Source organism: Enterobacter sp. J49, from assembly GCF_002148625.1.
Classification (GTDB): domain Bacteria; phylum Pseudomonadota; class Gammaproteobacteria; order Enterobacterales; family Enterobacteriaceae; genus Enterobacter; species Enterobacter ludwigii.
The window spans coordinates 597,259-621,592 of record NZ_MWPY01000033.1 but is presented as its reverse complement, the minus strand read 5'-3'; the positions used below and the strand labels follow the sequence as shown (position 1 = coordinate 621,592).

The following is a 24,334-nucleotide window of genomic DNA, read 5'->3' as shown; positions in this document are numbered from 1 at the left end:
AACCTTCTGTTTCCATCACACCCCAGAAGAGTAACGATTTCAGAGCAAACCGCAACGCTGTTTGCTACGGATTTCAGCTTCCTGATAGAGCATGAACTCATCGTACACCGGGCAACCCAGCGCCGCTTCGAACGCGTCGCGACTGGCGTTACCGTGGCTACGCGCCTGGGTTTCATTGCCCAGATTCGACTGGAAAATCCCTGCGGCACTGACCGGGAGGAAATCTTCATAGGTGATCGGCTGAGCGACAACCCACCCGCGCTCAATTAACGGCTGTGGATCGTCTCCCGGACGAAACGCATGTCGATGCGCTTCCCCGGATGGCGTCAGGCGATAGCGGAAATAGGCGAGTTCCTGACGGCGCATCAACAATTCGCTGTCCGGGAAGGCGCTGAAGATCTCGCGCAAATGGAGCTGGTGCGTCATGTTATCTTTACCGGTACCGGCTTCTGCAAGCAGGCTGTCATAAAGCGCACGACCTTTTGGCGTCAGCGCCACGCCGCGCTGTTCAATTTCGCCAAAGCGCGCAGTATGCGTTCCTGTATGCTCCCCGGCAAACAGCACCGGCTCTTCCAGCGCTTTAAAGCTGGTCTGGCGCAGTAATACGGGAACCTCGCGGCGTGGTGGTCCTTCAATCAGAATTTTGGGTTCAATCCCGTACTTCGGCATCAGCTCCTGCACCCGGTCAATATCCAGCGTACGTGGCGTGAGGTGGTTGATATGGCACCCCGGGAAACAGACCACATCCGCAATCAGTCTGTGCTCGTTATGCAATGCCAGATAGGTCTCCTGGTCGACCGTCGCATGACGATGCCAGCGGAAGGTTTCTAACGCCTCCTGTACAAACGCCTGCGCCTGCGCATCCGTAAAGTGCCCTTCTGCCTCATGCTGCGCGATAAGCTCCAGACAACGCGGGGTAAAGATATTGCGGTGTGACAGGATCTCCGCGGCACGCTCACGCAGGACGACGTTGTCAATCAATTCGAGGCGCAGCAGCGAGGTAAAGATACGAAACGGATTTCGGCACAGCGCCGCATCATCGACCGGGCGGAACGCCGTGGAGTGGACGGGCACCCCCGCCTGAGAGAGGTCGTAATAGCTGACCGGGTACATCCCCATAATGGCAAACATACGACGCAAGGTCGAAAGCTCTTGCGCGGTGCCCACGCGGATCGCCCCGTGACGCTCCACATTCAGGCGCGCCAGTTCATCCGCGTTCGCCAGTTGTTCATGTAATAGTGGGTTATTTTCCAGAACCGCCAGGTTTACGTCCGCAACCAGGTCGAGCAAGGTGCCGTACTGCGGAACTTCCTGCTGGTACATCGCCGACATAGCCTGCGAAAAGTGTTCCCGAATATCATCAGCCGTGATGGTGTTCGCCATGATGTCATGCCTCCAGTGAATATTACCTGGAGTGTAGAGAAACCCGTTCCCTCTGGGGGGAAGAATTTCCGATTTGTGATCTTAAGACAGGAGTGGTTAAAGCGTGTGCTGGCCTGCCCTGACACCCATATGACCTGGCAGATTCACCTTCTCTAAATGTAGATTCACCTTCTCTAAATAAAGCGTTTTCTGATCAAACTGTATTATTAATAACCTCATCGCTTAACCATTAAGAGGTAATAAATAGCATTATCTTAAGAGGTAATATCTCATTAAAAACAAATATTAGTGGCATATATCTTATTTCGTTAACGCAACAAGCGGATTTTCAATATTTCTCCTTAAGATTAATCTGTAATTTTTAGACTGCCGCACGCGCTTCAGGCATAAACAATGCAAGAAAAACAGTTATCCCCTGCGGCTCGCGGATTAACCCCATGAAGACAGACAGTTAACCGCAAGCCATCCAGGATATATTCATATTAAACGAAGCGTTAACCATCAGAAATATCTCAGCAACGAAGCGATGGTTTACAAAACATATTTGACGAATATGAAACACCGACTAAAGTTATTATTCGAACGACGAGTGATACGGAATATTTTCGTATCTTAACTGACATAACCAATATATGAGGTTTAATATGGCAGAGCATCGTGGTGGTTCCGGTAATTTCGCACAAGACCGTGAAAAAGCATCAGAAGCTGGACGTAAAGGTGGCCAGCACAGCGGCGGTAATTTTAAAAACGATCCGCAACGCGCATCTGAAGCAGGTAAGAAAGGAGGAGAAAACAGCCACGGTGGTGGCCGTAAAAACTCCTGATCTGATGTAAATCTCTTTTATTTAAAACAGAGAGCATGCTGCGGGCCTCCAGGCTCGCAGTACCCCTTCTTTATTTATTTTACCGGAGCGTAATGATGAATATGAAAAGTGTCGAAGATGTGTTTATTCACCTCCTGTCCGATACCTACAGCGCTGAGAAGCAGCTGACCCGCGCGCTCGGCAAACTGGCTCGTGCTGCCTCCAGTGAAAAACTGAGCGCAGCCTTTAGTGCACACCTTGAAGAGACGCAGGGACAGATTGAGCGTATCGACCAGATTATCGAGCAAGAATCTGGCCTTAAGCTCAAGCGTATGAAGTGCGTAGCAATGGAAGGCCTGATTGAAGAGGCCAATGAGGTCATCGAGAGCACCGAGAAAAATGAGGTGCGTGACGCCGCATTAATTGCCGCAGCACAAAAAGTGGAGCATTACGAAATTGCCAGTTACGGTACCCTCGCCACATTAGCAGAACAACTGGGCTATAAAAAAGCCGTTAAACTTCTGGCCGAAACGCTGGAAGAAGAGAAAGAAACCGATCTTAAACTTACCGACCTGGCCGTAGGCAATATTAACCAAAAAGCGCAAAAATGACGCTATAGCAAAGGTTAAATAAAATGAGCATCAGTCCCAGGACTATTAAACGGTGCCATTTAACGGCAGCAATAATATGGTTCATACTCGCTATCCCTTCCGTTTTATGGTGGAAGAGCAGCGTGCTATGGGTCATTATCATCAGTATCTACGCCAATATTGTCGGCCATTTATCTGGCTACAGTGCTGCGCGTGCCGATCAGGCTGCTTAGAGTGAGACCAAATAAGCGACACCATAATGAGGACATTATAATGAATCACGTAGAACACTACCATGACTGGCTACGCGATGCCCATGCGATGGAAAAGCAAGCCGAATCTATGCTGGAATCCATGGCCAGCCGTATCGATAATTATCCCGATGTTCGCGCCAGAATTGAGCAGCATATTAGTGAAACAAAGCGACAAATTACCTTACTGGAAGAGATCCTCGACCGTAATGATATTTCTCGTTCGGTTTTAAAAGATTCGATGAGTAAAATGGCGGCGCTCGGACAATCCATTGGCGGGATGTTCCCCTCTGATGAGATCGTCAAAGGGTCTATCAGCGGCTATGTTTTCGAACAGTTTGAAATAGCCTGCTACACCTCCCTGCTGGCCGCGGCCAAAAAAGCGGGCGACATGGCTTCCGTGCCCGCCATCGAAAGTATCCTGGCGGAAGAGCGCGAGATGGCCGACTGGCTGATTCGCCACATTCCACAGACCACCGAACAGTTCCTGCTGCGTTCAGACGCATCCGGTGTCGAAGCAAAAAAATAACCTCAGGAGAGAAGACATGTTTCGACACGTCAAACAATTACAATATACGGTTCGGGTTGCCGAACCGAATCCCGGCCTTGCCAATTTATTACTGGAACAATTCGGCGGTCCTCAGGGCGGGCGGGCCGCCGCCTGCCGTTACTTTACTCAGGGGTTGAGTGATGACGACCCGGGTCGTAAAGATATGCTGATGGATATCGCGACCGAAGAGTTAAGCCACCTTGAAATTATCGGTACCCTGGTGGGTATGCTTAATAAAGGGGCTAAAGGCGCACTGGCGGAGGGCGTGGAAAATGAAGCCGAGCTGTATCGGTCCATGACCGAAAACGGTAACGACAGCCATATTACCTCCCTGCTTTACGGTGGCGGTACTCCGTTGACCAACTCCGCCGGGGTGCCGTGGACGGCGGCTTATGTCGACACCATTGGCGAGCCGACCGCCGATCTGCGCTCAAATGTGGCTGCCGAGGCCCGAGCGAAGATCATCTATGAACGGCTGATTAACGTCACGGACGATCCGGGCGTGAAGGATGCGCTGGCGTTTCTGATGACGCGTGAGGCGGCGCATCAGCTCTCCTTTGAGAAGGCGCTTCAGTCCATTCGTAATAATTTCCCTCCGGGAAAACTGCCCCCAATCGAGGAATACACCAACAAGTACTACAATATGTCTGAAGGTGGAGAGGTTCGCGGAAGCTGGAACAGCGATAAACATTTCGACTACGTTGAATCCCCCCAACCTGCCGTTGACGGCGGAGACGGGAGTGCAAGCGTAACGCTGACGACCGAACAGGCCACGCTGGTCAAAGCGATGTCGGCCCGCACGAAGTCCGATCCACATTCCGACCCGCTGACCGGCGCCGAACTGGGTGCCGGGAAGAAAAAACCGTAACCGATTTTGCCAGGCAGCCCCGGACTGCCTGGCAATCCTCGTGCGCAACAGTTCCAGAGGTACGGACCATGTTCGAACTCGACGCATTTCACCTCGCCAGAATCCAGTTCGCTTTTACCGTCTCGTTCCATATTCTCTTCCCGGCGATCACCATCGGTCTTGCCAGCTATCTGGTGGTGCTCGAAGGGATGTGGCTTCGCACCAAAAATGAGGTGTGGCGCTCACTGTACCATTTCTGGCTAAAGATATTTGCCGTTAACTTCGGTATGGGGGTCGTTTCCGGTCTGGTCATGGCCTATCAGTTCGGCACAAACTGGAGCGGATTCTCACAGTTTGCCGGCAGTATCACCGGCCCCCTCCTGACCTATGAAGTCTTAACCGCCTTCTTCCTCGAAGCCGGTTTTCTTGGCGTGATGCTGTTCGGCTGGAACAAGGTCGGCCCGGGCCTGCACTTCTTCTCGACCTGTATGGTCGCGCTGGGTACGCTGATGTCCACCTTCTGGATCCTCGCCTCCAACAGCTGGATGCACACGCCCCAGGGGTTCAGTATTCAGAACGGTCAGGTCATTCCGGAGGACTGGGTGGCCATCATTTTTAACCCCTCCTTCCCTTACCGTCTCATTCACATGGCTATCGCCGCGTTCCTGAGCAGCGCGCTGTTTGTGGGGGCGTCGGGCGCATGGCATCTGCTGCGCGGCAACGACACGCCCGCGATACGCACCATGTTTTCCATGGCGATGTGGATGGCCCTGCTGGTCGCGCCCATTCAGGCCATCGTCGGTGATATGCATGGCCTGAATACCCTCGAACATCAGCCGGCCAAAATTGCCGCCATCGAAGGTCACTGGGAGAACCCACCAGGCGAAGCGACACCGCTGCTGCTGTTTGGCCTGCCGGATATGGAGCAGGAGCGCACCCGCTACGCGCTGGAAATTCCTGCCCTTGGCAGTCTGATTCTAACCCACAGCCTGGATAAACAGGTCCCGGCACTGAAAGATTTCCCGAAAGAAGATCGCCCGAACTCACCGATTGTTTTCTGGTCATTCCGCATTATGGTCGGCATGGGTCTGCTGATGATCACGCTGGGTCTGGTCAGCGTCTGGCTACGCTATCGCCATCGACTCTACCAGTCGCGGCCCTTCCACTGGTTCGCGCTCTGCATGGGACCAGCGGGCCTACTGGCGCTGCTGGCCGGCTGGGTCACCACCGAAGTGGGTCGTCAGCCGTGGGTGGTGTATGGCTATCTGCGCACGATCGACGCGGTCTCGCTGCACAGCACGCTGCAGATGAGCATCAGCCTGCTGGCCTTCTTTGTGGTCTATTCGTCGGTGTTTGGCGTGGGCTACGTCTACCTGATTCGGCTTATCAAGAAAGGTCCGCAGCCCGTTGATACCTTGACGTCAAATACCTCGGGCACCCCTGCCCGTCCGCTGTCTGCCGCTGAGTCTGTTCCGGAACAGGAGAGAAACTGATGGGCGTCGATATCTCAGTTATCTGGTTTGCCATCATCGTGTTCGCCACGCTGATGTATATCATCATGGATGGCTTTGATTTGGGCATCGGGCTGCTTTTTAACTTCGTGGGCGATGCCAGAGAGCGTGACGTAATGGTCAACAGCGTGGCGCCGGTGTGGGACGGCAACGAGACCTGGCTGGTGCTCGGCGGTGCGGGGTTGTTCGGCGCGTTTCCGCTGGCCTATGCGGTGATTATCGATGCGCTGACCATCCCTCTTACCGCCATGTTAATTGGCCTTATCTTTCGCGGCGTGGCCTTTGAGTTCCGCTTTAAGGCAACGCCTTCGCACCGCAAATTCTGGGACTACGCCTTCGCCGGCGGCTCTTTGCTTGCCACCTTCAGCCAGGGGGTGGTGGTGGGAGCAGTGATTAACGGCTTTGACGTTGAGGGCCGGCGTTTTGTCGGCTCCGCCCTTGACTGGTTAACGCCCTTCAATCTTTTCTGCGGCATCGGGCTGGTTGTGGCCTACACCCTGCTCGGTACCACGTGGCTTATCATGAAAAGTGAAGGTGCGTTGCAAAACCGCATGCGTGAACTGACCCGGCACGTGCTGCTGGCGCTGGTGGTGGTGATCGCGGTGGTGAGTATCTGGACGCCGCTCGGCTGGCAGTACGTTGCCGACCGCTGGTTTACCTTCCCCAACTTCATCTGGTTCCTGCCGGTTCCCCTGCTGGTAGGCGTGTTTAGCCTGTGGATCTGGCGACTAACACGCAACCCGGCCAGCCACTCGCGTCCCTTCCTGCTGACCCTTGGGCTGATCTTCCTCGGATTTAGCGGTCTGGGAATTAGCCTGTGGCCTAACATTATTCCGCCGCGCATTACCCTGTGGGAGGCTGCGGCACCACCGGCCAGCCAGCTATTTATGCTGGTCGGAACGTTACTGATTATTCCGGTGATTCTGGTGTACACCGCCTGGAGCTACTACGTTTTCCGGGGCAAAGTTTCCGATACGGAAGGTTATCACTGAGGTGAACTATGGCAGACTGGCATACCCGAGCCATTATTTATCAGATTGATACTGCACTCTTTTATGATTTAAACGGCGATGGCTGCGGGGACATCGCCGGGATTGGCGCAAAGTTGCGCTACATTCGCCGCATGGGGGCGACGGTTATCTGGATCACCCCTTTCTACCTCACCCCGTTTCTGGATGAAGGCTACGACGTCAGCGACCATCTGCAGGTTGATCCTCGCTTCGGAAAGCTGGCCGACATTATCGCCTTTATTGAACAGGCCCGGGAACTGGGTATGCAGGTCATTATTGAGCTGTTGATTCAGCACACCTCGGACGCCCATCCCTGGTTTCAGCAGGCTCGCCGCAACCCAACTTCACCTTTTCGTGACTACTATATCTGGTCGGATAATAACGAGGACGATACCTCTCCGATGTTTCCCGGCGTGGAAGAGAGCGTCTGGACATGGGATGACGAGGCCGGGCAATACTACCGACATATGTTCTATCACCACGAGCCCGACCTGAATCTGACCTGCCCCGCGCTGCTCAACGAGATCGAAAATATTATCCTCTTCTGGCTCAAGCTCGGGGTGTCGGGATTTCGCCTCGATGCCGCAACGCACCTGACCGCGCAGGCAGGCGGCGGTGACGAGAAAAAGGGGTTATGGATCCTGGAGCATATGCGCCGCCTTATTGAAGCACGTAATCCGGAAGCGATCCTGCTCGGTGAGGTGGACGTCGACGTGGAGGCGTATAAAGACTATTTCGGCGAAAATAACCGTCTGAATCTGGTGCTGAATTTCTGGCTCAATAAGTATTTCTACGTCAGCCTTGCCAGGAAAAGCGCCCGACCGCTGCGCAATGCCATAAAGAAGATGATTGTCCCGCCTGACTCGTGCTGCTTTGCCAACTGGCTGCGCAACCACGATGAGTTGGATCTGGAAGGGATCGGTAAAAAAGAGAAACAGATTGTGGTCGACACCTTCGCCCCCGACGAAGAGATGAACGTCTACCAGCGCGGGATACGACGCCGTCTGGCACCGATGTTAAAGGGCGATCAAAAACGGCTGGCGTTCTGCCACGCGGTGCTCTTCTCACTCCCGGGCGTGCCGGTCATGCGCTACGGCGATGAGATTGGCATGGGTGATGATCTGACGCTGGAAGAGCGCTATGCCGTGCGTACGCCAATGCAGTGGGCGGGGTCAGAAGGCGGTGGCTTTTCAGCAGCGGATCCTGAGCGGTTTATCGCCCCAATCATCGATCGCGGTCCCTGGCGTTATCAGAAAATCAACGTGGCCGATTCCCTGCTGCACCGCAATTCCCTGCTGCACCGGATCATCGACATGGCCAATACGCGCTCTGAATTTCCGGAGATTGCTGTCGCACCGTTTCGTCTCATCAATATTGATGATGACGCGGTGCTGGGCATTTATTACGAGGCCGAAGCGCGCAGTATCCTAACCTTCGTTAACTTTAGCGACAAGCCGGTCCAGTTTACCGCCCGCGGGATCCGTCACGCCACCTGGACCGCCTGCCTGGCGGATAAACGCTATGACGACGCGCGGATCTGTGGCAAAACCGTCCAGCTTACCCTCAGCGGCTACGGCTATCGCTGGTTCTGGACTAACCGTAGCGCGCTGCGCTGATTACCTTTTACGCCGGGTCATCAGCCGCGTCAGCACAACGCCCGCCACCGCGAGGGAGCCTAACAGGACTTTCCCGGGCACACCTGACGTGATCGCCGTGGCGCGGTTTTTCGCTTCCGGGGTAAAACGCCCATGGATTTTGTGCAGGTCATTGACCGGCTGGTCGAGATAATCCTGGCGATCCCGGTCATTCAGATCGTCAGTCATCTGACCTTCCCAGGCCTTCTTCACCATTAGCCGGTCCAGGAAACCTGGGAAGAGGAATTGTCCGACGATCGACTGAATGGTACTGCTGCCCACCCACAGTTCGCGCACCGGTTTTTGCGCGACCTTAAAAATCGCGCTCGCGGCAACTTCAGGCTCAAACACTGGCGGAACCGGACGCATAGCCCAGGCGAATTTGTTTCTTGCCCAGTCAAACTGCGGTGTATTCAGCCCCGGCATCTGCACCATTGAAAGCTGCACCCGGCTGTTCTCATGCATCAGTTCCGTGCGCACCGCATCGGTGAATCCCCGAATCGCCGCTTTGGCGCCGCAGTAGGCCGATTGCAACGGGATCGAGCGGTAGGCCAGCGCGGACCCGACCTGAATAATCACGCCGCGATCGCGTGGCACCATCAATTCCAGCGCGGCGCGGGTTCCGTTTACGAAGCCAAGATAGGTCACGTCAGTGACGCGGCGAAATTCATCTGGCGTCAGGGTACGAAACGGTGCCAGCACCGCACCCATCGCATTGTTAACCCACACATCAATCGCACCGAGGCGATATTCAATCTCGTTTGCCGCGTCCACCACCGCCTGGCTGTCGGCGACATCCGCCTGTACCGCACAGGCTTTGACGCCAAATCGCGTTAACTCCTCCTGGGTCGAGTGCAGGCTTGTCTCATCGCGGGCAATAATGCCCACATCGTAGCCTGCCTTTGCGAAGTGCAGTGCCGTTGCCTTTCCCACACCCGCCGTACCGCCGGTAATGACAATCACAGCCATAGAACCTCCGCGTAAATTTACTCGTTATCCCAGCCTGATAATCTGGTCACTAATTCAGACAATGAATACTGCACCGCCTTCTCAACCACATCCTGACAGTCGCCGGAAAACAGGACGGTACGGGTTTCCGTGTGTCCGCGAAGGTTCCAGGCGAAGCAAACGGTCCCTGCCGCCGTGCCATCGTCGCCCCCTTCTGGCCCGGCATAACCGCTGATGGCAATACTGACATCCGCCTGGGCAATCTCCAGGATCCGGGCGGCCATTTCGGTCACCGTCTGTTCACTCACGGCCGTATACCGTTCAAGGGTCTCAGGACGCACGCCCAGAATGCGCTCTTTTGCGCCGTCACTGAACACGACCAGGCCGACATCATAAAATTCGGCCGTGTTCTCTTCAGCACAAAGGGCGACGGAGAGTTTTCCGCCGGTGCAGGATTCTGCCGTGGTTAAGCGAAGCCCTAAGTCTGTCAATTTGCTCGCCACTTTTTTGGTCAGTTCGGCGACGGTATAATTGTTATCATGGTGAAGGTTGCTCATTTCGTGGCCTCTTACTTCTCAAAAGGAATGATTGAAATATGGCCATTGCGCTCAAGAATGGCATATTTAATTTCACTCAACTGCGTAACACCATTATTCTGGCGTGCCGATACCAGAATATCATCACAGGAAACGTCGACTTTTTTGAGTTTATCTGCCAACGGCACGCCGTTCTCAACCAATATCACCGGAGTGCCATCAAGAATATTTTCTACCGGTGAGAAATATTTTTTCATTATCCCAAAGATAATATCCACTACCACCAGCGTGGTAATGGTAATCATTGCGCCGGTGACCGAAAAATCTTCCCCGAGCAGCGCCTGTTGCGTCGCCTCACTGATAATTAACAGGAGAATCAGATCAAAGCTGGTCATCTGCAGCAAAGCGCGCCGTCCGGCAACTTTAAATACCACGACGAGGAACAGGTAAATAGCCAGCGCACGAAAGACCATATCCATATCAGCCTCCTACGGGTAAATAAATTGCCAGAAAGGGATTTCCGGCTCGTTGTTTATGCGAACGACATTGTTCCATTTACCTGCGCGTGCAGGGGTCGTGAAAAGTAAGACAGAGAAGTTGTCGGACATTTTCAGGTTGTTATAAACAAAAAAGAGCGTATTCCCGCGACTGAACATGCTGTCCGGTTGCGGCCAAACGCTTCCTGGCTCGTAAACATCGTTGCTCTCGCTGGTCACACTCAGGGTGTATTTCCCTTCTGTTCTGACCGGGAATGAAAGGTGGATCTTCGACTCCGTCTGGCGTCGGCCAAAGCGCTCGTAGTTGATGGTCAGCGACTTTGCCGAGTTTGTTCTTTGCGTATCACTCACCACTCCGCTTGAAAAGAAGCCCGCTATCGCCGCAACGATAATGGCCAGCAGGACAATAAAACCCACCTGACGAAATCCATATTCAAACGTCAGCAATCGGTAATTCTCATCTATCCTAGGTAGCTTATCACTTTGACGCTTCATGGCGGCTATCACCGTTTCGCTTATTAACCGATATTTTTGATTTCAAAAGCGAATGTTTTTAAGACTTATCACATTTGCCACATAAAGGAATAGCAACAATACTTAATAAGTCAAGACACACAAAATGAAGGATATCAGATGAAATTATCGCTTATTTCCGCTTTTTTGATATTTCTGGTACCGGCCGCATGGGCAGATAATAACGGCGGGTTACAAAAAGGTGAAGCACCGCCACCGCCGCACGCACTGGATAGCGGTTATCGTGGTACCGATGACGCACGAATTATGACCATCGATCATGCAAAAGAAATGCATGATGGTGCGACTATTTCATTACGCGGGAACCTTATTGACGGTAGCGGCGATAAGTTTGTATTCCAGGATAAAACCGGAAAAATAGACGTTATTATTCCCCAGGCAGTATTCGACGGCAGAACAGTAAAACCCGATCAGATGATCAGTATCAACGGATCGCTTGATAAGAAATCATCGCCGCCTGTCGTGCGCGTCGATCATTTGCAGAAATAATTCAGCGAAGCGTTAACGCTGCAACTATCCATCAAATCTCACCCCTTGGCTTAAGGAGTCAGCTATGAGTGATACTACACAACGTCAGAACGCTTACCCGCAACCCCCTTTCCCGGAGCAACCGCAAACGCCGCCGGGACTGGCATCAGAAATGCAACCCGTACCCGACCACGGGGAAACGAGCTATAAAGGGCATGGCCGCCTTGCCGGCAAGAAAGCATTGATCACCGGAGGCGACTCCGGTATTGGTCGCGCAGTCGCGATCGCTTACGCCCGTGAAGGGGCTGACGTCGCAATTAACTATCTGCCTGAAGAAGAGAAAGACGCGGTTGACGTCATTGAGCTTATCAAAGCGGAAGGACGCATTGCCGTCACGCTGCCGGGTGACATACGTGATGAGACGTTCTGCCAGAATCTGGTAGAAGAGGCGGTGGCCAAACTGGGGGGACTGGACATTCTGGTGAATAACGCCGGTCGTCAGCAATACCGGGAATCCCTTGAAGAGCTCACCACGGAAGATTTTGACGCAACCTTCAAAACCAATGTCTATGCGCCTTTCTGGATAACAAAAGCGGCGCTGCGCCATCTGAAACCGTCGGCCTCTATCATTAATACTTCCTCGGTCCAGGCGGTTAAGCCCAGCCCTGTGCTGCTGGATTATGCCCAGACAAAAGCCTGTCTGGCGGTGTTCACCAAATCCTTAGCGAAACAGCTTGGTCCAAAAGGAATACGCGTCAACGCGGTTGCCCCGGGTCCTTACTGGACGGTGCTGCAATCCAGTGGCGGCCAGCCGATGGAAAAAGTGAAAGAGTTTGGTGGCGATACCCCGCTGGGGCGTCCGGGTCAACCTGTTGAAATCGCACCGCTCTATGTCACGCTGGCCTCGGATGAATGTTCATTTACCTCCGGTCAGGTATGGTGCTCTGACGGCGGTGATGGCGTGATTTAACCCGGCTATACACTGACGTAACGCTCTCAATGTGCACGAAAAGAACAAGGACGTTCTTCCTCTCCCCCCTGCCAAAAAACATGTTGTAACTCAAACAGATCAAATGTTAAAAATATTTTGCTATCAAGTTATCAAAATTAAACAACTTAGCTTGTCACCCGCATCGCTCTGTTTTTAACATCGCCTATGGAAAAAAATGGTCTGTTCAGTCAGCGCATACGCTTGCGCCATTTGCATACATTTGTGGCCGTCGCTCAACAGGGAACGCTGGGGCGAGCGGCTGAAACTCTCAACCTAAGCCAGCCTGCGCTCTCCAAAACGCTGAACGAGCTGGAACAACTCACCGGAACCCGTCTCTTTGACCGCGGTCGGCTGGGGGCACAACTCACCCTCGTAGGTGAACAATTCCTAACGCACGCCGTCAAGGTTCTCGATGCGCTGAATACTGCCGGACAGTCGCTCAACCGCAAAGAGGAGCACGCCACGGAGATTGTGCGCGTGGGTGCCCTGCCAACGGCGGCACTCGGCATTCTGCCTCCGGTCATTGGGCAGTTCCACAAACATCAGCGGCATACCACTATTCAGGTTGCCACCATGAATAACACCATGCTGCTCGCCGGGCTAAAATCCGGCGAACTGGATCTCGGTATCGGGCGCATGTCCGACCCCGAGCTTATGGGCGGGCTTAACTACGAGCTGTTATTCCTGGAATCCCTGAAGCTGGTCGTGCGTCCCGGTCACCCCCTGCTGCAGGATACGGTGACGTTAAGCCGCGTAATGGAGTGGCCGGTGGTAGTATCCCCAAAAGGCACCGTTCCGCGTCAGAACGCCGAGACACTGCTGCAGATGCAGGGCTGCTCACTGCCTTCAGGTTGCATCGAAACGCTGTCGGCCTCGCTTTCGCGCCAGCTTACGGTGGATTATGACTACGTCTGGTTCGTTCCCTCCGGCGCGGTGAAAGATGATCTCCGCCAGGGCACGCTTACCGCACTGCCGGTGACGTCGCCAGGTGCGGGCGAACCTATCGGTATATTAACCCGCGTGGATACCCCGCTCTCCCCGGGTGCGCAGACGCTGCTCAGCGCCATCCGCAAATCCATGCCTGCCTGAGACGCCTTTACAACCTCAACCACTAACCCGTCCTGTCGACGGGTTTTTTGTTTCTGTGGTCAAAAAATGCGAAATCATCCATTAACAATTGCGTAAAACAATTTAACAGTTTTATCATAGCCGCGAATTCACCAAATGGTTCGCATGCTATTTGTTAAACAGGAATTCAACCGCACATGATGCGGATAAACCGTATAAAACCTCATCCCCCTCCGCGATTATTACCCAATTGGTACATATTCGGCACCGTTCCGCAACGCGGGGGATTTAAAGGAGACAGAAATGGCATTTGGCAGCGCGCCACGTGGGATACCCCGTATCCTGCAGTGGCTCCTTGCCGGACTGATGACGCTCATCGGTCTGGCTGTTGGCGGCTTAGGTTTAAAGCTTGTTACCGTAGGCGGAAGTGGGTACTTCCTGATCATGGGCGTGGCGATGGTGATTGCCGCCGTCCTGATTTTCATCAACCGCGCCAGCGGGATCGTCCTCTATGGCATCGCGTTTATCGCCTCGCTGTTCTGGGCCGTCAGCGATGCCGGATGGGATTTCTGGCCGCTCTTCTCGCGCCTCTTTACGTTTGCCGTGCTGGCCTTCCTCTGTGCCATCGTCTGGCCGTTTATGCGCGCAGCAAACCACAACGCCCCGAACAAAGCACCGGCGTTTGGCGTCGCGGCCGTTCTGGCGGTCGTGATGCTGGTGAGCCTCGGCTGGATGTTCAAGCCGCAAACGCTGGTGGCGGCGAATGAGCCGGTACCGGTAAAACTGGTCGCACCGGGTCAGGAGCAGAAAAACTGGGCGCACTGGGGCAATACCACCCACGGTGACCGCTTCGCCGCCCTCGATCAAATTAACAAACAAAACGTGAACGATCTGAAGGTGGCCTGGGTTGCCCACACGGGGGATATTCCTCAGAGCAACGGCTCCGGTGCGGAAGATCAGAACACACCATTGCAAATTGGCGACACGCTGTATGTCTGTACGCCGTACAGTAAAGTCCTGGCGCTGGACGTCGACTCCGGTAAAGAAAAATGGCGTTACGACGCGAAAGCCTCGGCACCGAACTGGCAGCGTTGCCGCGGTCTGGGCTATTTTGAAGATCACAGCAGCGTGACAACGTCACAGGCAGATGCACAGCCTGCGGCATGCCCTCGTCGTCTGTTCCTGCCGACCACCGATGCGCGACTGATAGCCATCAATGCAGATAACGGCAAGGTCTGTGAAGACTTTGGCGATCGTGGCACCGTTGACCTGAGCATCGGGATGGGGGAAATCAAACCGGGTTACTATCAGCAGACCTCCACGCCACTGGTCGCGGGGAATGTGGTGGTGGTCGGCGGTCGTATCGCGGATAACTTCTCCACTGGCGAACCGCCGGGCGTCGTGCGTGCATATGACGTTCATACCGGTAAGCTGGCATGGGCATGGGATCCGGGTAATCCGCAACTGACCGGCCTTCCACCGGAAGGACAGACCTATACACGCGGCACGCCGAACGTCTGGTCTGCCATGTCTTACGATGCAAAACTGAACCTGATCTATCTGCCAACCGGCAACGCCACGCCAGATTTCTGGGCGGGTGAGCGTACGGCGCTGGATGACAAGTACAGCTCCTCCATCGTGGCGGTGGACGCCGCCACCGGTCAGGTGCGCTGGCATTTCCAGACCACCCACCACGACCTGTGGGACTTTGATCTCCCTTCCCAGCCGCTGCTGTACGATTTACCCGACGGTAAAGGTGGCACCACGCCGGTGCTGGTGCAGACCAGCAAGCAGGGCATGATCTTTATGCTCAACCGCGAAACCGGCAAGCCCGTGGCGAAAGTGGAAGAGCGCCCGGTACCGGCCGGTAACGTTGAAGGTGAACGTTACTCCCCGACCCAACCGTACTCTGTTGGCATGCCGATGATTGGCAACCAGACGCTGACCGAATCGGATATGTGGGGGGCGACACCAGTCGACCTGCTGCTGTGCCGCATTCAGTTTAAAGAGATGCGTCACCAGGGCGTCTTCACCCCACCGGGTCTCGACCGTTCCCTGCAGTTCCCGGGCTCCCTCGGCGGGATGAACTGGGGCAGCGTCTCAATCGACCCGAACAACAGCCTGATGTTCGTTAACGATATGCGCCTGGGACTGGCAAACTACATGGTACCGCGTGCCAACGTGGCGAAAAACGCCAGCGGCATCGAGATGGGTATTGTGCCTATGGACGGTACGCCGTTCGGGGCTATGCGTGAACGCTTCCTGTCGCCGTTGGGCATTCCGTGTCAGAAGCCACCGTTTGGCACCATGTCAGCCGTTGACCTGAAATCAGGCAAGCTGGTGTGGCAGGTTCCGGTCGGTACGGTGGAAGATACTGGCCCGCTTGGCATTCGCATGCATATGCCGATCCCAATCGGTATGCCGACTCTGGGCGCGTCACTCGCTACCCAGTCCGGTTTGCTGTTCTTTGCCGGCACTCAGGATTTCTACCTGCGCGCATTTGATACCGCCACCGGGAAAGAGATCTGGAAAGACCGTCTGCCGGTCGGTAGTCAGTCCGGACCGATGACTTATGTTTCACCGAAAACCGGTAAACAGTACATCATCATCAACGCGGGGGGTGCCCGTCAGTCGCCGGATCGCGGTGATTACGTGATTGCCTACGCGCTGCCGGATAAGCAGTAACGCCATAAAAAAGGGACCTGACGGTCCCTTTTTTTTCACCCGTTTACCCCGGACGACTCAGAACGTTTCCCAGTTATCACCCGACACTGCAGGCGCAGGACGTAAAGGTGCGTTTTTCACCGCTGGCGCAGACGAGACTGAACGGCCAGGCTTTGCGCCACTCAGACGAAATGCCCCGACTGCCTCGGTCAGACGCGCGCCCTGTTCTTCCAGGGAGGCCGCAGCCGCAGAGGCTTCTTCCACCAGCGAGGCGTTCTGCTGCGTCACTTTGTCCATCTCCGAAATCGCCTGGCTGACCTGCTCGATACCGCGGCTCTGTTCGTCGGAGGCGGCGGCAATTTCCAGCATAATATCGGTGACGCGTTTCACCGCATCGACGATGTCGTTCATGGTGTTGCCTGCGGCGACCACTTCACCGGAACCCTGATCGATCAGGGAAACCGACTCGTTGATCAGGCTTTCAATCTCTTTCGCGGCATTTGCACTTCGGCTCGCCAGGGTACGCACTTCGCTCGCCACCACCGCAAAGCCGCGTCCTTGTTCACCCGCACGCGCTGCTTCTACTGCCGCATTGAGCGCCAGGATATTGGTCTGGAACGCAATGCTGTTAATTACGGCAGTAATCTCAGAGATCTTCTTCGAACTGGTGGAGATATTGCTCATCGTTTTCACCACGCCGGAGACCATCTGGCCGCCACGGCTGGCTTTACCGGAGGCATCTTCCGCCAGCTTGCTGGCATGGTGCGCGTTATCGGCATTTTGTTTCACCGTCGCGGTCAGCTGTTCCATACTTGCGGCAGTCTGCTCAATGGCGGCCGCCTGCTGTTCGGTACGGGATGAGAGATCGGTGTTGCCAGCCGAGATTTCACTGGTTCCGCGATAGATCTCTTCCGCCCCCTGGCGTACGGTGCCAACCGTGGTCTCCAGCGAGTGCTGCATGGTTTGCAGGTCGCGCGTCAGCCGGCCAATTTCGCTGCGCCCGGCGACATCATCCGGCATCGTCAGGTCGCCTTTCGCAATGTTCTCGATTCGCGTGGCAGCACGCTGAAGCGGATTGATGACCGTGCGGCGCAGCACGATAAAGGTCAGCGCGGTCAACACCAGCGCCAGGGCAAACGCCCCGACCATAAACATCAGGCCCAGCTGCGTGCGGCTGTGCGCCTGCGCCGTCAGGGCATTGGCCCGGTCGGTACGGATCTTAATCGCCTTCAGCAGGACGGCGTTATAGGCGTCATCCAGCGGGCGCGCGGATTCGTTTTCATGGTTAATGATCGCTTCAAACATGCCGTTTTTGGCAAATTTAACCATCGGCTGAAGGCCCGCGATATAGGCGTCAAAGCGTGTTTTCAGTTCGGCATCCAGCGCTTCATCCTCCGCCGTACGAACGGGGCGGTTCATGTACGCATTAAAGCCATCCTGAGACTGCTTAATACGTTTTTCCGCCTCGCTGATGTTCTGCTTCATTGCATCCATCTCGGCGATACGGCTGGCCGCGCCAGCGTGGATCATATTGATACGCGCGGTGCGAAGATGGTTAGAACTGTTCGACAGCCCCATACGCACCTGAATTTCTGATGTGACATCCTGCTGATCGGCGTCTGCCTGCAGCAGGAAATAGCCCGCCAGACCTGAGCTCAAGGCGAACAGCAAAATAATGCCACCGAGAATGGAGGAAAACAGCGGAACCAGCCTGATATGATGCAAAAAGCTCAGCGTGCGCTGCGCCTGCATCGTTGTTGTGTTGTCCATGACCGTCGACTCTCTTGTAGGTAAGATGCGTAAAAACACGCCTGTAAAATAGTCATCGGCACGGCTGGAGATTAGCTTACGGCTAAAAGCGCAAGGCAGGTCACACTTTAGAGAAGATTATGCAGGAAACGCCAGCGGCAAAAAAACCGCTGGCAGAAGAGTTACTTGTCGCCGAAGTGAATCACGGTACGGATGGACTTACCTTCGTGCATCAAATCGAACGCATCGTTGATTTGCTCCAGCGGCAGGCGATGGGTAATGAACGGGTCGAGCTGAATTTTCCCGACCATTGCATCTTCCACCATGCCCGGAAGCTGGGTGCGCCCTTTCACGCCGCCAAACGCTGAACCACGCCACACACGGCCGGTCACCAGCTGGAATGGACGGGTTTTGATCTCCTGGCCCGCACCGGCAACGCCAATGATGATGCTCTCACCCCAGCCTTTGTGGCAGCATTCAAGCGCGGAACGCATCACGTTAACGTTACCGATACATTCGAAGCTGAAGTCAACGCCGCCATCGGTCATCTCAACGATCACATCCTGAACCGGCTTATCGTAGTCTTTCGGGTTCACGAAATCAGTGGCACCCATTTCGCCTGCCAGTGTGAATTTCTCCGGGTTAGTATCGACAGCGATAATACGACCCGCCTTCGCCTGCACCGCCCCCTGGATAACCGCCAGACCGATACCGCCGAGACCGAACACCGCAACGGTGTCGCCCTCTTTCACTTTTGCGGTGTTATGCACCGCGCCAATCCCGGTGGTTACGCCGCAGCCCAGCAGGCAAACTTTATCCAGCGGCGCCTGTGGGTTCACTTTCGCCAGCGAAATTTCCGCGCACACGGTGTATTCGCTGAAGGTACTGGTGCCCATGTAGTGATAGATCGGCTCACCGTTATAGGAGAAGCGAGTGGTACCGTCTGGCATCAGACCTTTACCCTGAGTAGCGCGAACCGCCTGGCAGAGGTTAGTTTTGCCGGATTTACAGAACTTACACTCACCACATTCTGCCGTGTACAGCGGGATCACATGGTCACCCGGCTTCAGGCTGGTCACACCCTCGCCGACTTCCACCACAATCCCGCCGCCTTCGTGGCCGAGTACCGCCGGGAACACGCCTTCAGGATCGTCACCCGAAAGGGTAAACGCATCGGTATGGCACACGCCGGTATGGGTAATTTTGATCAGGACTTCGCCTTTCTTCGGCGGAGCCACGTCGATTTCAACGATTTTGAGCGGCTGGCCGGGGCCAAATGCGACAGCAGCGCGAGATTTCATAATGTCTCTTCCCTTATTGTGAGGTCTGTGGGTTTATTTTAGATAAGAGCGCAGCAAATGGCCGACTTCTGCCATGCGAACGGCCCGCTGGTCCGGCGTTGTCTCCCCGGTCACCAGCTCATCTTTGAGGTGAATTTCAACCATTTCGCCCATCAGCCCATTCGCAGCACCGCGCACGGCGGCAATTTGCTGCAGGATGGCCAGACAGGGGTCGCCCGATTCCAGTGCACGCTCAAGAGCATCAACCTGCCCTCGAATGCGGCGGACGCGCGTCAGAATACGTTTTTTATCTGCGGGTGAATGCGGCATACGCCCTCCTGATACTATAGGGGGGTATTGTATATTTTAAAACAGGTTTATGTAAACATTAGCTTTTACGTGGTTATCGTGAAGTTAGCTGAGAGGGTCATCAGCCAGAATTGCTGCTCAGGGTTAATTCATCTCCTGCGATTTGCTCATAACCATGACCAAAAATTGTATGGCTAAACTTCCCTTTCTGCCCGTATCTGGGTTCACCAGGTTAATATATCTGTCGCCACGTTTCCTCCGGACGTAAAAAAACCCGCCTAAGCGGGTCATTTTTTTAGCTAAAAATCACGGGTATTTTTTCTTCAGTTCATCAAGCTTGTTACCGTCTTCCTCTGTAAACATTGTTGCATCAAACAACGCCCGCTTATCAGTACCGTCTACTCTCATGACTGTCACAGTGAAAACAGCGTCGCTTGGGGCATAAAGTTGACCCCATTCAGAATTTTTAGGCGGAGCCAGAGCCCATGTAGCTTCTTCATTCGGTTTAAGCCCGTCAGGAATATCGTAAAAGAACTTACTTTCCAACCAGGGATCTGAGTGTCCGCTGCTTGCTATCACTCCATGCAGGTAGGCTCTGGAAATAACGTTTTCACTCTTGTTTTTTACAACCAGTCTAATTACGGGTTGTGGCTCACCGTCTGCCTCAGGCTCCCTGGTAAATCTGGCTGATAAAACCTGGATTTTCTTCAGCTCCTCTTTAGCCATATCTGAGTCAGCTTTTTTCTTTTCTAGCGTTTTAATTTCCTGAATTGCCTGTTCTTTCTGCTTAAGCTCTCGCTCTGCTGTTACTTTCTGAGCATAAGAAATGACTTCCTCAGCAGTCTTTCCCGACAGGGGTTCACGCATCTTTTTGCTGAGGTCTTCTTTGTCATTGTCTGATGAAGCATGCATGAGATCAGCCATGTTGATGTTACTGAATGCCACAACTTGCAGAGCGCTATCAAACTCCTCCCGCTTATTCTCCGGAAGTGACTCTCTGACTTTAGCTATAGACGATTTCATTGCATCATCAGTTGATGAGTCAATTTTAGGTTTATCGCAACCGGCAAGTAAGCAGGAAAGTAATATCACGCCAACAATTTTTTTCATGTCCCTATTCCATCAGTAAAAATTAGGAACAATCTTATCAGGAATTGGTGCATTGATAAAATAAGCATATAGAACATTAACTTGATTCAGTTGCATTCCACACGTCTGGTGATTATCAACGCCAGGCGCAGGGTCGTTTTCACCATGCCTTCTGCGTTTTGGCTGCGGCCATCACATCCCGCTCATTCATCACAATAAAAAAGGCCACCGAATGGCAGCCCTGGTCGTTAGGTATTTATCAATATCGTTTCATGGTGCCGACTGGCGTCCTTTCTGACCAATCAGGCCTCTCGCCAGCCATGATCGCACGCTGTTGGGATGGCGTCACAGACTGGGTTATCTCTGGCATAGCCTTGTATTCAGGTTTTTGAGGTGGGCTGAGAACCAGATCGGAACTACAACCTGTCAGCAAAAAAATCGCAAGAAGAGAGGAATTAAACTTGTGCACTCTATACCCTTCCAATGGGATAAAAAATTAAAGAAAGAATCGTGGTGTCGGGTGCATTCCAGTGACTCTTCCCAGATAAGCAAAGACGCGAGCATACCTGCGGACAGCAGTAGTCCGAAACGCCCTCTCTTGAGAGAGGATTCACCACAGAAATAAATTATGTCGAATTTATTCCTTCGGTCAATGCATGATTGCTGCGAGTCGTCGCAGGATCAGGGGAATACGAGGTGACGTGATCGGAGCCATAGATAAGAAACGTGGATGTTTATGTTCGCCGGGGTTTGCCCTGAACGTTCACTTTCTTCGATTACGGGACTACAATTCAATAAATTTCACTCACATAGAGTTGATACGATGAGTACAACCCCCTTTATCCGCCCTCAACTTACCCTGCCAGACGGTGCCGACAAACTGCTGCTGCACTCCTGCTGCGCCCCCTGCTCGGGAGAAGTGATGGAGGCCATCCAGGCGTCGGGAATTGATTACACCATATTTTTCTATAACCCAAATATTCATCCACAAAAGGAATACCTCATCCGTAAGGAGGAGAATATTCGCTTTGCGGAAAAACACGGCGTGCCGTTTGTCGATGTCGATTACGACACCGATAACTGGTTTGAACGCGCTAAGGGCATGGAATGGGAACCCGAGCGCGGCATCCGCTGCACCATGTGCTTCGATATGCGTTTCGAACGCACGGCGTTGTATGCGGCAGAAAATGGTTTTCGCGTCATCAGTAGTTCATTAGGGATCTCCCGCTGGAAGAATATGCAGCAGATAAATGACTGCGGCCAGCGTGCGGCAGCGCGCTATCCGGGGATGGTCTACTGGGACTACAACTGGCGCAAACAGGGCGGTTCCTCACGCATGATTGAGATAAGCAAGCGAGAACAGTTTTACCAGCAGGAATATTGCGGGTGCGTGTATTCGCTCAGGGACAGTAACCTGCACCGCAAATCTCAGGGCCGCCCGCTTATCCGGATTGGGAAACTGTATTACGGTCAGGATGAGAATGAGAAATAAAGGGTTTGTGGCATAGAGATATATCCGAAAACAGGAGGATTTTGTGCCAAATTCCGCCCTGCGTCCCTTAAAACGCAAAAGAGAGGCTATCCTTATACTATCAACACAAGGAGGCAAAAATGACTGATTTCAATACTGATAAAAATACACAGTTTGCAGAAGACAAAGCGAAAAATAAACTCGATGAACTGGCAGGCTCAGCCCAGCAGCAGTTTGGCGATTTCGTTGACTCCCCTAAGCATCAGGTTAAAGGTGCTGCCAAGAAATATGCCGCACAGGCCAGCGACGCCGTTTCCGATGTCACTGAAGCGGTGAGAAACAATCCCCTGACGGGTTTAATTGCTGCGGGGGCGGTAGGTATTGTTCTCGGCCTGTTACTGGGTCGAAAATAAATAAAGGCCCTTCGGGGCTTTATTTTTGCGCTTTAGCTAAACAATCTGACCATGCGATCTAATTCGTCTTCTTTTACCGCCCGCGAAAGATAATAGCCCTGAAAACTTTTAACCCCAAGGGCGACTAACTTCTCAAACTTCTCTTCGCTATCCACCCCTTCAGCAATACAATCCGTGCCGGTCATATCGCTGTATATCTGTATCGCTTTAATAAGATTATAATCGTTGTCATTCGCCACAAAATGCTCGACGATATCCCGGTCAAGCTTTAATCCATCAAAATGCACCTGCCTTACCGGGAACATGGTTTGATGGTTGGAAAAGCAGTCATCGAGAAACAGCCGGCACCCGGTATTGCGTAAACGCCGCATGGTTTCTGGGATCGTCCTATCCTTGGTCACATCAATATCTTCCGCAAATTCAAAGACCAGTTTGTCGGCCCACTGTGGATTGAGCAGCATCGCCACAGCCTTTTTGGCCATGTCCGGAAGTGCATTACCCGAGGCAAGTCGCGGGGGGATATTGACGGAAAAATAATATTTACCGTTATATTTATTAATGCCTGACACCGCAGCATGTATCACTAGCGCAGTAATTTTTAGCCATATCTCCTGGCTTGAAATATCAGTAAGAAAATTAACTGGCTTGATAATTTTACCATTATTATTCCAGCGAATGAGTATCTCAAACCCCACACCCTTCTTATAACGATCGGTTATAATCTGATACGCAGGGAATATCTCTCTTTTTAGCAATGCATTATAAACCGCCGTCTCTTTGGCAGAGAGGCTTTCTTTTTGCGTTAACCGTTCCGTGCTTCCTTCCATTCTTAAGGCATGCGGATCTTTCAGCCAGCGTCGGATCTGGTGTAATTTTTTCACCCCTTCCTTACGATGGGTATAAACCGTTTTATTAGACAGCCCCATTTTTTCACACTGTTCTTTTACTGACATTCCGCGATAAAAATTTAATAAAACGCTTACCTCTCTTTCGGTTAAACCTTTTACGTTTTCCTGATAAGACACCCCCCAGTTTTGGTCACGCAATGAACGTGAGTTATCCTTAAATACGTCATTATGCATACGAAAACAGGTCATCACATCAGACACGCTGGCTATACGAATCAATGAAAGCTGGAAAGTATTATTTAACAGATTCCCCAGCGTTCGATACAGCCAGCCATCCGGCATTTCCCCGTACAGGGTTACCTTTCGAATAACAGGAAGTTTATTTAGCACGCAAGCGAGTCGCTTCAGGCTCTCCAGCAGAGAGACCACACCTTTTCCGAGAAACACCGAGATTTGAGCGTTTTGACTGCTAAGGATATTTTCCAGATCCTGCCGGGAAGGTTCATCCCCCTCAAAACGAACGTGCGAAGCGTCTATACCGTACTGTTTGAGTAACAGACTGTACCCCTGAAATGTGAAATGGCAGGTTGAGATGACAAATTTTTGCTCATAAAAAGCAGCATTTCTGAAAGAAATATTTTGGGTCATAACCTGCTCCTGGGCACAAAAACACATATCCCATTTGTGAATGTAACAAAATATAAAAAACCCTGTTGTTGATAATAATTTTACAGTACACCATCAGGTTAAGAAACCGTTATCAACGTGACTAACGAGAACATCTTTGTGTTAATCACCGCCTGTATCCATATGCAGTATAAATATAAAATTCGCATCAAATAATAACGGTAAATATGTCAATCTCAAGGTATAATGAAAAATCCGAAAGA

The 24,334-nt window shown here is 52.9% G+C and carries 24 protein-coding genes; 14 read left to right on the top strand and 10 right to left on the bottom strand.

The genetic code is table 11. The features are described from left to right. Positions 1 to 39: 39 nt before the first annotated feature. On the bottom strand, positions 40 to 1,383 hold the full coding sequence (locus tag BJP35_RS15875) for a VOC family protein (RefSeq protein WP_086463416.1): 1,344 nt from the start codon (positions 1,381 to 1,383) through the stop codon (positions 40 to 42). 644 nt (positions 1,384 to 2,027) lie between these two features. On the opposite strand from BJP35_RS15875, the gene BJP35_RS15870 reads away from it, so the two are divergent. The 8 genes from BJP35_RS15870 (at position 2,028) to BJP35_RS15835 (ending at position 8,561) form a co-directional block, all read left to right on the top strand. Beyond that, a complete protein-coding gene (locus tag BJP35_RS15870; RefSeq protein ID WP_020884187.1) occupies positions 2,028 to 2,207 on the top strand; it encodes a general stress protein in 180 nt (59 codons plus the stop codon). Positions 2,208 to 2,302: 95 nt separating this feature from the next. Continuing rightward, positions 2,303 to 2,797 (top strand): ferritin-like domain-containing protein, encoded by a 495-nt coding sequence (locus BJP35_RS15865; RefSeq protein ID WP_020884188.1) that lies wholly within the window; start codon positions 2,303 to 2,305, stop codon positions 2,795 to 2,797. A 23-nt stretch (positions 2,798 to 2,820) separates the two neighbouring features. Then, a complete protein-coding gene (locus tag BJP35_RS15860; protein WP_086463415.1) occupies positions 2,821 to 3,009 on the top strand; it encodes a hypothetical protein in 189 nt (62 codons plus the stop codon). A 40-nt stretch (positions 3,010 to 3,049) separates the two neighbouring features. After that, positions 3,050 to 3,556 carry a ferritin-like domain-containing protein gene (locus BJP35_RS15855; protein ID WP_014170004.1) on the top strand — a complete coding sequence of 169 codons (507 nt, stop codon included), beginning with the start codon at positions 3,050 to 3,052 and terminating at the stop codon, positions 3,554 to 3,556. 16 nt (positions 3,557 to 3,572) lie between these two features. Further along, positions 3,573 to 4,445, top strand: a complete 873-nt coding sequence (locus BJP35_RS15850; RefSeq protein ID WP_086463414.1) for a manganese catalase family protein — start codon at positions 3,573 to 3,575, stop codon at positions 4,443 to 4,445. A 68-nt stretch (positions 4,446 to 4,513) separates the two neighbouring features. Beyond that, positions 4,514 to 5,917 (top strand): cytochrome ubiquinol oxidase subunit I, encoded by a 1,404-nt coding sequence (locus tag BJP35_RS15845; protein WP_086463413.1) that lies wholly within the window; start codon positions 4,514 to 4,516, stop codon positions 5,915 to 5,917. Then, on the top strand, positions 5,917 to 6,927 hold the full coding sequence (cydB, locus tag BJP35_RS15840) for a cytochrome d ubiquinol oxidase subunit II (RefSeq protein WP_047955589.1): 1,011 nt from the start codon (positions 5,917 to 5,919) through the stop codon (positions 6,925 to 6,927). The genes BJP35_RS15845 and cydB overlap by 1 nt, the downstream gene beginning before the upstream one ends. Before the next feature lie 8 nt (positions 6,928 to 6,935). Further along, positions 6,936 to 8,561, top strand: coding sequence for an alpha-amylase family protein (locus BJP35_RS15835; RefSeq protein WP_047744628.1), 1,626 nt, complete (start codon positions 6,936 to 6,938; stop codon positions 8,559 to 8,561). Here BJP35_RS15835 and BJP35_RS15830 read toward each other — a convergent pair whose 3' ends face one another. From BJP35_RS15830 to BJP35_RS15815, 4 genes are read right to left on the bottom strand one after another with little or no spacing between them, the layout of a single operon-like run. Further along, positions 8,562 to 9,548 (bottom strand): SDR family oxidoreductase, encoded by a 987-nt coding sequence (locus tag BJP35_RS15830; protein WP_025204235.1) that lies wholly within the window; start codon positions 9,546 to 9,548, stop codon positions 8,562 to 8,564. It abuts the gene before it with no gap. Positions 9,549 to 9,565: 17 nt separating this feature from the next. After that, the gene (locus BJP35_RS15825) at positions 9,566 to 10,084 is read right to left on the bottom strand and encodes a 2-oxo-tetronate isomerase (protein ID WP_014169998.1); all 519 of its coding nucleotides are present in this window, start codon (positions 10,082 to 10,084) and stop codon (positions 9,566 to 9,568) included. A gap of 11 nt (positions 10,085 to 10,095) precedes the next feature. Next, positions 10,096 to 10,542, bottom strand: coding sequence for a DUF421 domain-containing protein (locus tag BJP35_RS15820; RefSeq protein ID WP_020884195.1), 447 nt, complete (start codon positions 10,540 to 10,542; stop codon positions 10,096 to 10,098). A 9-nt stretch (positions 10,543 to 10,551) separates the two neighbouring features. Beyond that, entirely contained in the window at positions 10,552 to 11,055 is a 504-nt protein-coding gene (locus BJP35_RS15815; RefSeq protein ID WP_086463412.1) for a hypothetical protein, read from the bottom strand. Between the two features lie 138 nt (positions 11,056 to 11,193). On the opposite strand from BJP35_RS15815, the gene BJP35_RS15810 reads away from it, so the two are divergent. The 4 genes from BJP35_RS15810 to BJP35_RS15795 all read left to right on the top strand — a co-directional run bounded on the left by BJP35_RS15810 (position 11,194) and on the right by BJP35_RS15795 (position 16,306). Further along, positions 11,194 to 11,583 (top strand): YdeI family stress tolerance OB fold protein, encoded by a 390-nt coding sequence (locus BJP35_RS15810; RefSeq protein WP_020884197.1) that lies wholly within the window; start codon positions 11,194 to 11,196, stop codon positions 11,581 to 11,583. A 64-nt stretch (positions 11,584 to 11,647) separates the two neighbouring features. Further along, positions 11,648 to 12,532, top strand: a complete 885-nt coding sequence (locus tag BJP35_RS15805; protein ID WP_086463411.1) for an SDR family oxidoreductase — start codon at positions 11,648 to 11,650, stop codon at positions 12,530 to 12,532. A gap of 186 nt (positions 12,533 to 12,718) precedes the next feature. Further along, positions 12,719 to 13,642: a LysR substrate-binding domain-containing protein gene (locus BJP35_RS15800; RefSeq protein WP_014169993.1), complete on the top strand. Its 924-nt coding sequence runs from the start codon at positions 12,719 to 12,721 to the stop codon at positions 13,640 to 13,642. A 282-nt stretch (positions 13,643 to 13,924) separates the two neighbouring features. Continuing rightward, the gene (locus tag BJP35_RS15795; protein WP_047744627.1) at positions 13,925 to 16,306 is read left to right on the top strand and encodes a glucose/quinate/shikimate family membrane-bound PQQ-dependent dehydrogenase; all 2,382 of its coding nucleotides are present in this window, start codon (positions 13,925 to 13,927) and stop codon (positions 16,304 to 16,306) included. A 57-nt stretch (positions 16,307 to 16,363) separates the two neighbouring features. On the opposite strand, the gene BJP35_RS15790 is transcribed toward BJP35_RS15795, so the two are convergent. From BJP35_RS15790 to BJP35_RS15775, 4 genes are all read right to left on the bottom strand, one after another. Continuing rightward, positions 16,364 to 18,055: a methyl-accepting chemotaxis protein gene (locus BJP35_RS15790; RefSeq protein WP_025204238.1), complete on the bottom strand. Its 1,692-nt coding sequence runs from the start codon at positions 18,053 to 18,055 to the stop codon at positions 16,364 to 16,366. A 161-nt stretch (positions 18,056 to 18,216) separates the two neighbouring features. Further along, positions 18,217 to 19,335 carry an S-(hydroxymethyl)glutathione dehydrogenase/class III alcohol dehydrogenase gene (locus BJP35_RS15785; RefSeq protein ID WP_014169990.1) on the bottom strand — a complete coding sequence of 373 codons (1,119 nt, stop codon included), beginning with the start codon at positions 19,333 to 19,335 and terminating at the stop codon, positions 18,217 to 18,219. A 33-nt stretch (positions 19,336 to 19,368) separates the two neighbouring features. Continuing rightward, the gene (locus BJP35_RS15780) at positions 19,369 to 19,644 is read right to left on the bottom strand and encodes a metal/formaldehyde-sensitive transcriptional repressor (protein ID WP_014169989.1); all 276 of its coding nucleotides are present in this window, start codon (positions 19,642 to 19,644) and stop codon (positions 19,369 to 19,371) included. 285 nt (positions 19,645 to 19,929) lie between these two features. Beyond that, positions 19,930 to 20,733, bottom strand: a complete 804-nt coding sequence (locus tag BJP35_RS15775) for a DUF6694 family lipoprotein (protein ID WP_020884201.1) — start codon at positions 20,731 to 20,733, stop codon at positions 19,930 to 19,932. 802 nt (positions 20,734 to 21,535) lie between these two features. On the opposite strand from BJP35_RS15775, the gene BJP35_RS15770 reads away from it, so the two are divergent. Both BJP35_RS15770 and BJP35_RS15765 read left to right on the top strand, forming a co-directional pair. Continuing rightward, on the top strand, positions 21,536 to 22,204 hold the full coding sequence (locus BJP35_RS15770; protein WP_047744626.1) for an epoxyqueuosine reductase QueH: 669 nt from the start codon (positions 21,536 to 21,538) through the stop codon (positions 22,202 to 22,204). A 119-nt stretch (positions 22,205 to 22,323) separates the two neighbouring features. Then, positions 22,324 to 22,596 carry a YqjD family protein gene (locus BJP35_RS15765; protein ID WP_014169987.1) on the top strand — a complete coding sequence of 91 codons (273 nt, stop codon included), beginning with the start codon at positions 22,324 to 22,326 and terminating at the stop codon, positions 22,594 to 22,596. Positions 22,597 to 22,628: 32 nt separating this feature from the next. Here the strand turns inward: BJP35_RS15765 and BJP35_RS15760 are convergent, their stop codons facing one another. Then, a complete protein-coding gene (locus BJP35_RS15760; protein WP_047744625.1) occupies positions 22,629 to 24,092 on the bottom strand; it encodes an EAL domain-containing protein in 1,464 nt (487 codons plus the stop codon). Positions 24,093 to 24,334: the final 242 nt, after the last annotated feature.

Bases quoted from the DNA above. Each gene is read 5' to 3' on its own strand.
- BJP35_RS15875 (WP_086463416.1), bottom strand. From the start codon at position 1,383: ATGGCGAACACCATCACGGCTGATGATATTCGGGAACACTTTTCGCAG.
- BJP35_RS15870 (WP_020884187.1), top strand. From the start codon at position 2,028: ATGGCAGAGCATCGTGGTGGTTCCGGTAATTTCGCACAAGACCGTGAA.
- BJP35_RS15865 (WP_020884188.1), top strand. From the start codon at position 2,303: ATGAATATGAAAAGTGTCGAAGATGTGTTTATTCACCTCCTGTCCGAT.
- BJP35_RS15860 (WP_086463415.1), top strand. From the start codon at position 2,821: ATGAGCATCAGTCCCAGGACTATTAAACGGTGCCATTTAACGGCAGCA.
- BJP35_RS15855 (WP_014170004.1), top strand. From the start codon at position 3,050: ATGAATCACGTAGAACACTACCATGACTGGCTACGCGATGCCCATGCG.
- BJP35_RS15850 (WP_086463414.1), top strand. From the start codon at position 3,573: ATGTTTCGACACGTCAAACAATTACAATATACGGTTCGGGTTGCCGAA.
- BJP35_RS15845 (WP_086463413.1), top strand. From the start codon at position 4,514: ATGTTCGAACTCGACGCATTTCACCTCGCCAGAATCCAGTTCGCTTTT.
- cydB (WP_047955589.1), top strand. From the start codon at position 5,917: ATGGGCGTCGATATCTCAGTTATCTGGTTTGCCATCATCGTGTTCGCC.
- BJP35_RS15835 (WP_047744628.1), top strand. From the start codon at position 6,936: ATGGCAGACTGGCATACCCGAGCCATTATTTATCAGATTGATACTGCA.
- BJP35_RS15830 (WP_025204235.1), bottom strand. From the start codon at position 9,548: ATGGCTGTGATTGTCATTACCGGCGGTACGGCGGGTGTGGGAAAGGCA.
- BJP35_RS15825 (WP_014169998.1), bottom strand. From the start codon at position 10,084: ATGAGCAACCTTCACCATGATAACAATTATACCGTCGCCGAACTGACC.
- BJP35_RS15820 (WP_020884195.1), bottom strand. From the start codon at position 10,542: ATGGATATGGTCTTTCGTGCGCTGGCTATTTACCTGTTCCTCGTCGTG.
- BJP35_RS15815 (WP_086463412.1), bottom strand. From the start codon at position 11,055: ATGAAGCGTCAAAGTGATAAGCTACCTAGGATAGATGAGAATTACCGA.
- BJP35_RS15810 (WP_020884197.1), top strand. From the start codon at position 11,194: ATGAAATTATCGCTTATTTCCGCTTTTTTGATATTTCTGGTACCGGCC.
- BJP35_RS15805 (WP_086463411.1), top strand. From the start codon at position 11,648: ATGAGTGATACTACACAACGTCAGAACGCTTACCCGCAACCCCCTTTC.
- BJP35_RS15800 (WP_014169993.1), top strand. From the start codon at position 12,719: ATGGAAAAAAATGGTCTGTTCAGTCAGCGCATACGCTTGCGCCATTTG.
- BJP35_RS15795 (WP_047744627.1), top strand. From the start codon at position 13,925: ATGGCATTTGGCAGCGCGCCACGTGGGATACCCCGTATCCTGCAGTGG.
- BJP35_RS15790 (WP_025204238.1), bottom strand. From the start codon at position 18,055: ATGGACAACACAACAACGATGCAGGCGCAGCGCACGCTGAGCTTTTTG.
- BJP35_RS15785 (WP_014169990.1), bottom strand. From the start codon at position 19,335: ATGAAATCTCGCGCTGCTGTCGCATTTGGCCCCGGCCAGCCGCTCAAA.
- BJP35_RS15780 (WP_014169989.1), bottom strand. From the start codon at position 19,644: ATGCCGCATTCACCCGCAGATAAAAAACGTATTCTGACGCGCGTCCGC.
- BJP35_RS15775 (WP_020884201.1), bottom strand. From the start codon at position 20,733: ATGAAAAAAATTGTTGGCGTGATATTACTTTCCTGCTTACTTGCCGGT.
- BJP35_RS15770 (WP_047744626.1), top strand. From the start codon at position 21,536: ATGAGTACAACCCCCTTTATCCGCCCTCAACTTACCCTGCCAGACGGT.
- BJP35_RS15765 (WP_014169987.1), top strand. From the start codon at position 22,324: ATGACTGATTTCAATACTGATAAAAATACACAGTTTGCAGAAGACAAA.
- BJP35_RS15760 (WP_047744625.1), bottom strand. From the start codon at position 24,092: ATGACCCAAAATATTTCTTTCAGAAATGCTGCTTTTTATGAGCAAAAA.